Raw genomic sequence first — 12,397 nt, forward strand, 5'->3', positions numbered from 1 at the left:
CTGTTCTCCTTCCCTTAACGGGCGCCCTGGACGTCCTGGGCCGCAACATGCGCGACCGGCGGGTGGCGAGCGGTGATGTCGAACAAGGTGTAGGCCAGTGTCAGGTGCTTCACGCTGGCCGGCAGGTCGCGGTCGACGATGAAGCGCACTGGCATTTCGATGCGTTCGCCGGGCTGCAGCACCTGCTGGGTAAAGCAGAAGCACTCGGTCTTGTGGAAGTACGCCGCGGCCTCGGCCGGGGTGATGCTGGGTATGGCTTGCGCACTCATCGGCCGGTCGGTCGGGTTGTGGGCGATGAAGATCATCTGGTTAACCGCGCCTGGGTTGACCTCCAGCTGGTCGGCCGTGGAGTAGAAGTCCCAGACCATGTCGCTGGCATTGGTCGACATGAACTGCACCCGCACCGAGCGCGTCGGGTCGCTGACCTGGCTGCCCTCGTACTGCCCGCCAGTCTTGCCGTTGATGCCGAAGGCCTTGCACATCACGTCGTAGATCGGCACCAGGGCGAAGCCGAAGGCGAACATCACCACCGTCAGCATCAGCAGGCGCGTGACCAGGCGTTTCAGCGACAGGCCTTTCATGGCAGCGTTCCTATTTCACTTCCGGTGGTGTCTGGAAGGTGTGGTAAGGCGCAGGTGAGGGGATCGACCACTCCAGGCCCTCGGCGCCATCCCAGGGCTTGGCCGGTGCCGGCGCGCCGCCGCGGATGCACTTGATGACGATGAACAGGAAGAAGATCTGCGTGGCGCCGAACATGAATGCACCGATCGACGACACCATGTTGAAGTCGGCGAACTGCAGGTTGTAGTCGGGGATGCGCCGTGGCATGCCGGCCAACCCCACGAAGTGCATGGGGAAGAAGGCCATGTTCATGCCGATGAACGACAGCCAGAAGTGCAGCTTGCCGAGGGTTTCGTCATACATGTGGCCAGTCCATTTCGGCAGCCAGTAGTAGGCCGAGGCGAAGATGCCGAAGATGGCCCCAGGCACCAGCACGTAGTGGAAGTGCGCCACCACGAAATAGGTGTCGTGGTACTGGAAGTCCGCCGGGGCAATCGCCAGCATCAACCCGCTGAAGCCGCCGATGGTGAACAGGATGACGAAGGCAATGGCGAACAGCATCGGTGTTTCGAAGGTGAGCGAGCCTTCCCACATGGTGCTGACCCAGTTGAACACCTTCACCCCGGTGGGCACGGCAATCAGCATGGTGGCGTACATGAAGAACAGCTCGCCGACCACCGGAATGCCGACCACGAACATGTGGTGGGCCCAGACGATGAACGACAGGAAGGCGATGGCGCCGGTGGCGTACACCATCGAGGTGTAGCCGAATAGCGGCTTGCGCGAGAACGCCGGGATGATCGAGCTGACCGCGCCGAAGGCCGGCAGGATCATGATGTACACCTCGGGGTGGCCGAAGAACCAGAACACGTGCTGGAACAGCACCGGGTCACCGCCACCCGCGGCACTGAAGAAGCTGGTACCGAAGTGAATGTCCATCAGCATCATGGTCACCACGCCGGCCAGCACCGGCATCACCGCAATCAGCAGGAACGCGGTAATCAGCCAGGTCCAGACGAACAGCGGCATTTTCATCAGGGTCATGCCCGGGGCACGCAGGTTGAGGATGGTGGCGATCACGTTGATCGCGCCCATGATCGAGCTGATTCCCATCAGGTGGATGGCGAAGATGAAGAAGGTGACGCTGGCTGGCGCGTAGGTGGTGGACAGCGGGGCGTAGAAGGTCCAGCCGAAGTTCGGCCCGCCGCCCGGGCTGAACAGGGTCGAGACCAGCAGCAGGAAGGCCGCTGGCAGCAGCCAGAAACTGAAGTTGTTCATGCGCGGCAGGGCCATGTCGGGCGCGCCAATCATCAGCGGGATCATCCAGTTGGCCAGGCCGACGAACGCCGGCATCACCGCACCGAACACCATGATAAGCCCATGCATGGTGGTCATCTGGTTGAAGAACGCCGGTTCCACGATCTGCAGGCCGGGCTGGAACAACTCGGCGCGGATCACCATGGCGAACGAGCCACCGAGCAGGAACATGATGAAGGCGAACCACAGGTACATGGTGCCGATGTCTTTGTGGTTGGTCGTCAGCACCCAGCGCATCAGGCCCTTGGCCGGGCCGTGCGCATGCTCATGGCCGTGGGCGTGGTCGTCGATCACTGCACTCATGTCCTGTCTCCTGCAATCCATTGATTGCCGCGAGTAACCCGGTTCACTTGGCTTCTGCCTGCTTCAGCGCCAGCACGTCCTTCGGCGTGACCATGTCGCCCTTGTTGTTGCCCCAGGCGTTGCGCTCGTAGGTGACCACCGCGGCGATATCGACCTCAGACAGTTGCTTGCCGAAGGCAGCCATGGCGGTGCCAGGCTTGCCATGGAAGACAATGCTCAGGTGGCCTTCCTTCGGCCCGGTGGCGATCTTCGAGCCCTTGAGCGCCGGGAACATCGGCGGCAAGCCTTGGCCTTCGGCCTGGTGACAGGCCACGCAAGTGGTGTGGTAGATCTTGTCGCCGCGCTCCACCAGTTCTTCCAGGGTCCACTCCTTGCTGGTCAGTTCCTTGAGCTTGGCGGCCTCGGCCTTGCGCTCGCCAAGCCAGGTGTCGTAATCGGCCTTGGACTTGACCTCGACCACCACCGGCATGAAGCCGTGGTCCTTGCCGCACAGCTCGGTGCACTGGCCGCGGTAGATGCCGGGCTTTTCGATACGGGTCCAGGCTTCGTTGACGAAGCCGGGGATGGCGTCACGCTTGACCGCAAAGGCCGGCACCCACCAGGAGTGGATAACGTCGGCAGCGGTCACCAGGAAGCGCACCTTTGCGCCCACTGGCAGCACCAGCGGCTGGTCGACCTCCAGCAGGTAGTGCTCGTCCTTGGGTGCCTTGTTGTGAATCTGATCGGCGGGGGTGGCCAGGTTACTGAAGAACTCCACATCCTGGCCCAGGTATTTGTAGTGCCACTTCCACTGGTAACCGGTGACCTGGATGTCGATGTCCGACTCACTGGCATCGTAGATGTCGATCAGGGTCTTGGTGGCCGGTATGGCCATGGCCACCAGGATCAGGAAAGGGACCACGGTCCACAGAATTTCCACCCAGGTGTGCTCGTGGAAATGCGCGGCCTGCTGGCCGGTAGAGCGGCGGTGGATGACCATCGACCAGAACATCGCGCCGAATACCACGATGCCGATGATCACGCAGATCCAGAAAATGGTCATGTGCAGGTCGAAGACGGCGTTGGAGACTTCCGTCGCCCCCGGGTGCATGTTCACGGTCCAGGCGGCGTTGGCCTGACCAAAAACTGACCACAACAGGAGGCCCATCCAGACATGTGGATGTCGCATCATTGCGGGTTCCCCTTCTCGTTCTTGTTGTCCCGGAGGCGTGGCCTGCGGCAAGAGGGAACGGCGGTCAAGACTGCTGGCTTCGACGACCGAGCCCCTGCTAAAAGCAGCTGGGCCTCATCAACGAATCACGTTCAACGGGAGTATAGTCAGCGACCAATGGCACGCAATGAAGCCCGTGAAATGAACTTCACGAAATGAGCACATGCCCTGAAAACCGCGCGCTTGAGAGGGTATGGCGCAATAATGGCCGCTGGATATGCCAGAGAACGCACACGTTTGCGCGACTTATAACAAATGCGTCTTAGGTATTCTGTATACCGAGCTAATTTAGTGTCTTCCGTTTGAAACGTTATGTCCCTGGAGTTGTCATGAACATCGCTGCTGTACGCGAGCAGGTAAGCCAAGCCCATCAACATGAAGGCCAGACCGGCCAATTGAAAGCGCGTCTCGAGCTGCAACTGCCCCACCTGCACCCCTCGATCCAACTGCCTGAGCAGGACGCCCAGGGTACTTTGGCGCGCTTCGTCAGCGCCTACATCGACCAGGTTCCGGAACTGCTTGAGGCCGCACAAGAGGTCGCCCGTGAGGCCGGGATCGAATCACAGATCAAGCCGGTACTGAAAATTGCCGAGGCTTACTTCCTGCAGCCGCCCAGCGTGATGCAAGGGCATGTGGGCCTGGACTGCCTGCTGGACGAGGCCTACCTGGCGCACCGCCTGGTGGAAGAAGTGAACGACCTGTATATCCGCCACTTCCAGCAGCCGCTGATTCCGTTCGATACCACCATGGCCAACCTGATTGCTCATCAGCTGATTGGCGAGGCATTCGCCAACCAGCTGGATGAGGTGGTGCATCATTCGGTCGACGAGATGCTCAATGAAGCAAGCTTTGCGGTGGAATCGGTGGAGGCCTACCGCGAGAAGTTGAGCAGCCCGGCTACCGGCGAGGCCTGGAAGCGCTGGCCTTGCCTGTCGCGGCAGCTGGGTGTCGAGTTGGGGCAGCCGGCCTGATATTCCTGTCCCGGCCCCTTCGCGGGTAAACCCGCTCCCACAGGTTCAACACAGGTTTCGAGGCCTGCGCAGTACCTGTGGGAGCGGGTTCACCCGCGAAGAGGCCAGTTCAGGCGCTACAAAACTTAAGCTTCAGGCCCCAACCCCCGCCGTAGTCCGCATCCGCCCCTCGATCCGCCGCTTCAGCCGCCGCTGCTCAACCAACAACCGCGACCCATTAGCCGAATTGCTGCGGCCCCAGTCTTCCAGCAACTCAAGGCACGAGTGGTCGATGTAGCTCAGGTTACCCAGAGGCACATGCAACGTAGTCCCCGCTGGCACGCCATCAAGCACCTGGGTCAACGCCGGCACCTTGAGGAAGGTAGCCGCGCCACTGAGCCGCAATTCCATATGCCCAGCCTTCTCCAGGCTGACCAGGTTGATCTTCAGCCGCGCCGCCTTGAACGCCAGCTTCAGCAAGGTCAGCGCAAAGCCCAGCAACACGCCAGTCAGCAGGTCGGTAAAAATGATCGCCAGCGCCGTCGCCGCGTAGGTGAACATCGGCATGCGGCCATAGCGGCCCAGCCCACGAAACGCCTTGAAGTCGACCAGCTTGACCCCGGTAAACACCAGCACACCCGCCAGGCTCGCCACCGGGATCTGCTGCAGCACGCTGCTCAACACCACCACGAACGCCAACAACCACAGCCCGTGGAAGATCGCCGAGGCCCGCGTCTGCGCACCGGCCTGAACGTTGGCCGAGCTGCGCACGATCACGCCGGTCATCGGCAATGCACCTAGCACCCCGCACAGCATATTGCCGATGCCCTGGGCCGACAGCTCACGGTCGAAGTCCGAGCGTTGGCCGCTGTGCATGCGGTCGACCGCCGCGGCCGACAGCAAGGTTTCTGCGCTGGCAATGAAAGCCAGGGCAAAGGCCGCTACCAGCAGGGCAGGGTCTGCCAACTTCATCAGGTCATCCGGGCGGATCCAGTCGATGGCTTGCGACAGGTCCGCCGGCACCTGCACGCGGTTTACCGGCAACGCCAGCCACATGGCGATGGCGGTCATCGCCGTCACACCCAGCAAGGCGCCAGGAACAAACCGCAGGCGCTGGGGCCGCAGGCGCTCCCAGCCCCACATGATGGCGATGGTGCCCAGGCCCAGCGCACCGGCTATCCAGCCGGAGCCAGCGCTTTCCTGTGGCAGGGCAGCGGCCACGGTTGCCGGGAATTCCAGCAGGTTCTGCATGCCCGATGGCTGCGGCGCGGTGTCGAACATCACATGCACCTGCGACAGCACGATCAGCACGCCAATGCCCGCCAGCATGCCGTACACCACTGCCGGTGCAGTGACGCGGAACCAGCAGCCCAGGCGCAGGCGCCCGGCCAGCAATTGCAGGACCCCAGCCAGCAGCAAGATCGGCCCGAGCATGGCCATGCCATGCTCGCGCACCAGTTCGAACACCAGCACCGCCAGGCCTGCAGCCGGGCCGCTGACCTGCAGCGGCGAACCGGCGAGGAAACCCACGACAATGCCGCCGATAATGCCGGTAATCAGGCCTTTGGCCGGCGGCATGCCCGAGGCGATCGCAATGCCCATGCACAACGGCAGGGCCACCAGGAAGACCACCACCGACGCCAGCAACTCACGCGGCAGGGCCGCTTTCAACTGTGTAATGTTCACCGTGTTTCTCCTTTCTCTGTCGCACGGCCATTCCCCTGGCCGTGGGCACGTTTGCCCCTGACGAGCGCGCAGGCGCGGGCCGCCAGCGGGCGTGCCGGCAGGGCAGTCAGGGAATTCAAGGCAGCCGAAGGCCGCGCCACACCCCTAGAGGGTGCGGCCGGCAATCAAGGTTCTAGCGGTGGATGGGTCGCTTAGTAGCGGCCTCTCGGAGTAGCGCAGGGGACCGGCTCGCCAGCGGCCAGCGGCAGGAAGCTGTCGGTGGCGGCGTCGTAGGCTTCGATCTTGCTGGTCTCGATGTCGTAGACCCAGCCGTGGATGTACAGCTCACCGGCTGCCAGGCGCGAGGCAACCGAAGGGTGGGTACGCAGGTGATGCAGCTGAGCAATGACGTTTTCCTTGGTCAGCACCTGCATGGTTTCGTGTTCGCTGCCGCACGAGCAGTTGTTCTCGACCACGGTGCGGGCCACTTCGGCATGGCGCAACCAGGCGGAAACGGTCGGCATCTTGGTCAGCGATTGCGGGTTCAATACGGCACGCATGGCGCCGCAGTCGGAGTGGCCGCAGACGATGATGTGGTGCACGCCCAGTGCCAGCACGGCGTATTCGATGGCGCTGGAAACGCCGCCGTTCATCTGGCCATAAGGCGGTACCACGTTGCCGACGTTACGGGTCACGAACAGGTCGCCCGGCGAGCTCTGGGTGATCAGCTCGGGAACGATACGCGAGTCGGCACAGGTGATGAACATGGCGCGTGGTGTTTGCGCAGTGGCGAGCTTCTTGAACAGCTCTTGCTGCTCGGGGAAGACATCATGGTGAAAGCGCAGGAAGCCGTCGACAATGTGCTTCAGGGCGGCATCGGCGCTCTCCGCGGGGACCTGCGGAGCGACCTTGGATGGGTCCTTTACGGGCATGATTCATCCTCTTGACGGTGTGTAGGTAAATCCATTTTACCGGTGAAAGATTCTGGCTATGCAGGGATTTAGATGACACGCACGGGCCATAGATCACAGTCGGTGTGGACTGATTTCCTACGCTAGCGGGGAAAACTTAACTGAAACTTAATTCGAAGGCTCTAGAACGGGTGTTCCAGATGAGCAAGGCGGGATCTGAATAATAGCAAAAAAACATCAGATGCCAATATGTATTAGCTTGATTATTGGCTGTTATTAGTAGGGTTGTGAGCAGAGCGCGGACTTTGTAGGAGCGGGTTTACCCGCGAATGCGTCATTTAGGCCACCGACGGATTCGCGGGTAAACCCGCTCCTACAAGGCGCCCGCGCAGCGTTCAACATCAGAACAGCGCCATCTGCCCACCCGGCGGGCAGAACGCCGAGCAATCCAGCGCCTGCGCTTCCCGCCCTTCGAACTCCAGCCGCTTCATGGCCTTGGCAAAGCGCTGCGCCAGCAATTCGGCAAACACCCCTTCGCCGCGCATGCGTGCGCCAAACCGGCTGTCGTACAACTCGCCACCGCGGCTCTGGCGGATCAGGCTCAAGACATGCGCCGCCCGCTGCGGGTAATGGTCCTGCAACCATTGTTCGAACAGCGGCGCCACTTCCAGCGGCAGGCGCAACATCATATAGGCCGCACTCTGTGCGCCAGCCGCCTTGGCAGCCTCCAGCAGCCGTTCCAGTTCACTGTCGTTGATCATTGGAATCATCGGCGAACACAACACGCCCACCGGCACCCCCGCCTCGCGCAATACGCGGATCGCCCGCAACCGCGTCATGGGTGACGCCGCACGCGGCTCCAGTACCCGCTTGAGGTCGTCGTCCAGTGTGGTCAGGCTGATCATCACCCGCGCCAGGCGTTGGCTGGCCATCTCGGCCAGCAGGTCGAGATCGCGCAATACCAGTGACCCTTTAGTGACAATGGTCACCGGGTGACGAAAACGCAACAGCACTTCAAGCAGGCGCCGGGTCAACAACTGCTCGCGCTCAATTGGCTGGTAAGGGTCGGTGTTGGAGCCCAGGTTGATCGGTGCACACACATAGCCCGATTTGCTCAACTGCTGCGCCAGCACCTCGGCGGCGTTGGTCTTGGCGATCAGCTTGGTCTCGAAGTCCAGGCCGGGGGACAGGTCCCAATAGGCATGGGAAGGGCGCGCATAGCAGTAGATGCAACCATGCTCGCAGCCGCGGTAAGGGTTGATCGAGCGATCAAAGGGCAGGTCGGGCGAGGTATTGCGGCTGATCACCGACTTGGCGGTTTCTATCCGTACCTCGGTACCCTGAGTCTGCGGCACCTCCTGATGCCAACCGTCATCCTCTGCCACCGAATGGCTCGGCGCGAAGCGGTTATGCGGGTTGTGTGCCGTGCCACGGCCCTTTTGCGGTGCTGGAGTAATCATGGCCTGCCCCTATACTGTGCTTATGTACAGTATCGCGCATGCATGGATCTTACCAGCGCCTCTGGTCTGTCTACTGCAGGCCATGTCATCCCAGGTGGGCATGGCCTGCTGATCGAGGATCAGGCGAGCATGGATGGCCAGCGGAGGAAGGGTGGCCTGACTATCTACCACCCATTCATGCCTGCCCGGGCATTGCGCCCGGGCGGCAGGGTGGCTTTATTCAGCCGGTTTCTTCAGCTTCGGGTTAGGGAAGAACTGCACCGTCTGCACCTTGGCCGGCGCCGCTTTCGGCTCCAGATGGTTAACCCGGGTGCCCAGTTCCTTCGGCACCGACAAGCCCTGTTCGTTGAGGGTGTCGGTAAAGCCGCAGGCCACGCACTCGCGGTGCGGCACGCCGTCTTCGTTCCACATCATCAGCTTGTCGGGCTCACTGCACGCCGGGCATACCGCCCCGGCGATGAAGCGCTTCTTGGTCTTGTTCACGGCTACCTCGCTCATGCTGCAGCGCTCTCGCTCAGGCCACTGTGGCGCAGCAACGCATCGATGGAAGGCTCACGGCCGCGGAAGTCGACGAACAGCTCCATCGGCTCGCGCGAACCACCACGGGCCAGGATCGCCTCGCGGAAGGCACGGCCAGTATCGGCATTCAGCACGCCTTCTTCTTCGAAGCGCGAGAAGGCATCAGCCGACAGCACTTCGGCCCACTTGTAGCTGTAGTAGCCCGCCGCATAACCGCCCGCGAAGATGTGCGCGAAGCTGTTGGGGAAGCGGTTGTACGCCGGTGGGCGCATGACCGAAACCTCGTCGCGTACGCCTTCGAGCACCTGCAGCACACTGCGGCCGTCGCCATGGCTGGCGTGCAGCTCGAAGTCGAACAGCGAGAATTCCAACTGGCGCACCATCATCATGCCCGACTGGAAGTTTTTCGCCGCCAGCATCTTGTCCAGCAGGTCCTGGGGCAGGGCCGCACCGGTTTCATAGTGGCCAGAGATCAGCGCCAGGCCTTCGGGCTCCCAGCACCAGTTTTCCATGAACTGGCTTGGCAGCTCGACCGCATCCCAGGCCACGCCGTTGATGCCGGAAACCCCGGCATGTTCGATACGGGTCAGCATGTGGTGCAGGCCATGGCCAAATTCGTGGAACAGCGTGGTGACTTCATCGTGGGTCAGCAGCGCCGGTTTGCCAGGCGCAGCCGGGGTGAAGTTGCACACCAAGTTGGCCACCGGGCTCTGCAGCTGGCCGCCAGCGGTGCGGCGACGGTCGCGGGCACCGTCCATCCAGGCGCCGCCACGCTTGTTGGCGCGGGCATACAGGTCGAAGAAGAAGCGGCCGACGTGCTGGCCGTTTTCCTTGATTTCGAACAGGCGCACGTCGGGGTGCCAGCTGTCGAAGCCCTTGAGCTCGGCGATTTCGATGCCGTACAGGCGCTGCACGATGCTGAACAGGCCGCCCAGCACCTTGTCGATCGGGAAGTAGGCGCGCAGGGCTTCCTGCGACACGCTGTAGCGCTGCTCGCGCAGCTTCTCGCCGAAGTAACCGGCGTCCCAGCTGGCCAGCTCAGGGCAGCCCTGCTCGGCAGCGTAGGCCTTGAGCTGCTGCAGGTCCTGGGCGGCAAACGGCTTGGAACGCTTGGCCAGGTCACGCAGGAAGCTCAGCACCTGGTCGCTGGACTCGGCCATCTTGGTCGCCAGGCTCAGCTCGGCGTAGTTCTTGTAACCGAGCAGCTCGGCCAGTTCCTGGCGCAGGTCGAGGATTTCCTGCATCACCGGGCCGTTGTCGTTCTGGCCGGCGTTCGGGCCCTGGTCCGAAGCACGAGTGCAGTAGGCCGCGTACAGCTCTTCGCGCAGGGCGCGGTCGCTGGCGTAGGTCATGACTGCGTAGTAGCTGGGGAATTCCAGGGTAATCAGCCAACCATCGAGGCCCTTGGCCTGGGCGGCGGCAGCCATCTGCGCCTTGGCCGAATCGGTCAGCCCGGCCAGCGCGGCTTCGTCGGTAACGTGCTTGGTCCAGGCCTGGGTGGCGTCGAGCAGCTGGTTGGAGAAGCGGCTGCCCAGCTCGCTGAGCTTGCTCTGCACTTCGGCATAACGCTGCTGCTTGTCGGCCGGCAGGTCGATGCCCGACAGGCGGAAGTCACGCAGGGCGTGCTCGAGAATAGTTTTTTGCGCCACGTCGAAACCGGCGGCCTCGGGGCTGGCGATCAACGCCTGGTAGGCTTCGAACAGCGCACGGTTCTGGCCCAGTTCGGTAGAGTAGGCACTCAGTGCCGGCAGGCACGACTCGTAGGCATCGCGCAGCTCGGCGCTGTTGCACACCGCATTAAGGTGGCTGACCGGGCTCCAGGCGGCACCCAGGCGGTCGTTGAGTTCGTCCATGGCCAGCACCAGGCCGGCCCAGGTAGGGGTCTTGCCTTGCTGTTTCAGGATCTCGGCAATGGCTTTACGGTTGTCGGCCAGGATCGCTTCGATCGCCGGCAACACGTGTTCGGCACGGATTTGCGAGAAGGGCGGCAGATCGTACGGCTGCAGAAGCGGGTTGTTCGCACTCACGGTTCGGATACCTTGGCAGAAGAAACACTGCCCCATCTTAATTACAATCGACGCCGACCGCAGCAGGCAGCCTGCCTATCGGCACAGATGAGAGACGCTATCATGGCCATCCGCAGCTTCCAGCAACACACTCCGAAAGTTGGACCCAGGGCTTTTGTCGACCGTTCGGCGGTGGTTTTGGGCGACGTGGAGATCGGCGAAGACAGCTCGGTCTGGCCGTTGACCGTGGTGCGCGGTGACATGCACCGCATCCGCATTGGCGCGCGCACCAGCGTGCAGGACGGTAGCGTGCTGCACATTACCCATGCCGGCCCGTTCAACCCGGACGGTTTTCCACTGATCATCGGCGACGAAGTCACCATCGGCCACAAAGTGATGCTGCATGGCTGCACCCTGGGCAACCGCATCCTGGTCGGCATGGGCAGCACCGTCATGGACGGCGCCATTGTCGAGGACGAAGTGATCATCGGCGCCGGCAGCCTGGTGCCGCCGGGCAAGCGCCTGGTCAGTGGCTACCTGTACATGGGCAGCCCGGTGAAACAGGCCCGGCTGCTGAACGACCAGGAGCGTGCATTCTTCTCCTACAGTGCCGGCAACTATGTGAAGCTCAAGGACCAGCATCTGGCCGAAGGCTACGACCAACCTGAATGACCGTATTCGCGGGCTCGCCCGCTCCCACACGGATATCTCTGGCCCTGTGATATCCCTGTGGGAGCGGGTTTACCCGCGAATGATGGCCACGCAACACTCAAGTGGAACCCCATAAATGCACCAGCAAAACATCCTCTTCGACCTCGACGGCACCCTGACCGACCCGCGCCTGGGCATCACCCGCTCGATCCAGTACGCCCTGGCCAAGCTGGGCATCGACGAGCCGGACCTGGCCCGCCTTGAGCACTTCATCGGCCCACCCCTGCTGCAGGCCTTCATGCAGTTCTACAGCTTCGACGAAGCCAAGGCCTGGGAGGCGGTGAATTTCTATCGCGAGCGTTTCCGGGTTACCGGGCTGTACGAGAACCTGGTGTTCACCGGCGTGCCGGAATTGCTTGAAGCCCTGAACGGCCAAGGCCGCACGCTGTACATCGCCACCTCCAAGCCGTGGGAATTTGCCCGTGAAATTGCCCGGCACTTCGCCTTCGACCACCACTTCAAAGTGATCTACGGCAGCGAACTGGACGGCACGCGCACCAACAAGGTCGAGCTGATTCGCCATTTGCTGGATGAAGAAGGGCTGGACCCGGCGCAGACGCTTATGATCGGTGACCGCAAGCATGACCTGATTGGCGCGCGCAGCAATGGCTTGCAGGCGGTGGCGGTGGGGTATGGGTTTGGTAGCCGAGAGGAGTTGATGTCCGAAGAGCCTGCTTTCCACTTTGCTACCTTGGCTGAGCTGCACCAGGCATTCATCAAGGCTTGAGGGCCCTGGGGGCTGCTCTGCAGCCCATCGCGACGCAAGGCCGCTCCTACATTTTTC

General features: G+C 62.3%; 11 protein-coding genes. 3 read left to right on the forward strand and 8 right to left on the reverse strand.

Annotated features, from left to right (window positions below):
* Positions 1-14 precede the first annotated feature (14 nt).
* Genes ACIP1G_RS21225 through coxB form a run of 3 tightly spaced genes read right to left on the reverse strand, consistent with a single transcriptional unit; the run spans position 15 to position 3,352 of the window.
* Positions 15-581, reverse strand: a complete 567-nt coding sequence (locus tag ACIP1G_RS21225) for a cytochrome c oxidase assembly protein (protein WP_400740500.1) — start codon at positions 579-581, stop codon at positions 15-17.
* 10 nt (positions 582-591) lie between these two features.
* A complete protein-coding gene (ctaD, locus tag ACIP1G_RS21230; RefSeq protein WP_400740502.1) occupies positions 592-2,181 on the reverse strand; it encodes a cytochrome c oxidase subunit I in 1,590 nt (529 codons plus the stop codon).
* A 43-nt stretch (positions 2,182-2,224) separates the two neighbouring features.
* Positions 2,225-3,352, reverse strand: coding sequence for a cytochrome c oxidase subunit II (coxB, locus tag ACIP1G_RS21235; RefSeq protein ID WP_346642551.1), 1,128 nt, complete (start codon positions 3,350-3,352; stop codon positions 2,225-2,227).
* A 368-nt stretch (positions 3,353-3,720) separates the two neighbouring features.
* Between coxB and ACIP1G_RS21240 the strand changes: the two genes are divergently transcribed.
* A complete protein-coding gene (locus ACIP1G_RS21240; RefSeq protein WP_400740504.1) occupies positions 3,721-4,362 on the forward strand; it encodes a hypothetical protein in 642 nt (213 codons plus the stop codon).
* A gap of 132 nt (positions 4,363-4,494) precedes the next feature.
* On the opposite strand, the gene ACIP1G_RS21245 is transcribed toward ACIP1G_RS21240, so the two are convergent.
* The 5 genes from ACIP1G_RS21245 to prlC all read right to left on the reverse strand — a co-directional run bounded on the left by ACIP1G_RS21245 (position 4,495) and on the right by prlC (position 10,923).
* Positions 4,495-6,027, reverse strand: a complete 1,533-nt coding sequence (locus ACIP1G_RS21245; RefSeq protein ID WP_400740506.1) for a SulP family inorganic anion transporter — start codon at positions 6,025-6,027, stop codon at positions 4,495-4,497.
* Between the two features lie 191 nt (positions 6,028-6,218).
* Positions 6,219-6,938, reverse strand: a complete 720-nt coding sequence (locus ACIP1G_RS21250; protein WP_400740507.1) for a carbonic anhydrase — start codon at positions 6,936-6,938, stop codon at positions 6,219-6,221.
* Positions 6,939-7,318: 380 nt separating this feature from the next.
* A complete protein-coding gene (locus tag ACIP1G_RS21255; RefSeq protein WP_400740509.1) occupies positions 7,319-8,377 on the reverse strand; it encodes a PA0069 family radical SAM protein in 1,059 nt (352 codons plus the stop codon).
* 216 nt (positions 8,378-8,593) lie between these two features.
* A complete protein-coding gene (locus tag ACIP1G_RS21260; protein ID WP_085621407.1) occupies positions 8,594-8,875 on the reverse strand; it encodes a YheV family putative zinc ribbon protein in 282 nt (93 codons plus the stop codon).
* The gene (prlC, locus tag ACIP1G_RS21265) at positions 8,872-10,923 is read right to left on the reverse strand and encodes an oligopeptidase A (protein ID WP_400740511.1); all 2,052 of its coding nucleotides are present in this window, start codon (positions 10,921-10,923) and stop codon (positions 8,872-8,874) included. The genes ACIP1G_RS21260 and prlC overlap by 4 nt, the downstream gene beginning before the upstream one ends.
* 102 nt (positions 10,924-11,025) lie before the next feature.
* Here prlC and ACIP1G_RS21270 point away from each other — a divergent pair, with 102 nt between their 5' ends.
* Both ACIP1G_RS21270 and ACIP1G_RS21275 read left to right on the forward strand, forming a co-directional pair.
* Positions 11,026-11,574 (forward strand): gamma carbonic anhydrase family protein, encoded by a 549-nt coding sequence (locus tag ACIP1G_RS21270; protein ID WP_400740513.1) that lies wholly within the window; start codon positions 11,026-11,028, stop codon positions 11,572-11,574.
* Between the two features lie 115 nt (positions 11,575-11,689).
* Positions 11,690-12,340, forward strand: a complete 651-nt coding sequence (locus ACIP1G_RS21275; RefSeq protein ID WP_400740515.1) for an HAD family hydrolase — start codon at positions 11,690-11,692, stop codon at positions 12,338-12,340.
* The last annotated feature ends 57 nt before the right edge of the window (positions 12,341-12,397 follow it).

Origin of the sequence: Pseudomonas sp. NPDC089392, assembly GCF_044749595.1 — a bacterium.
In the GTDB taxonomy this organism is placed as follows: domain Bacteria; phylum Pseudomonadota; class Gammaproteobacteria; order Pseudomonadales; family Pseudomonadaceae; genus Aquipseudomonas.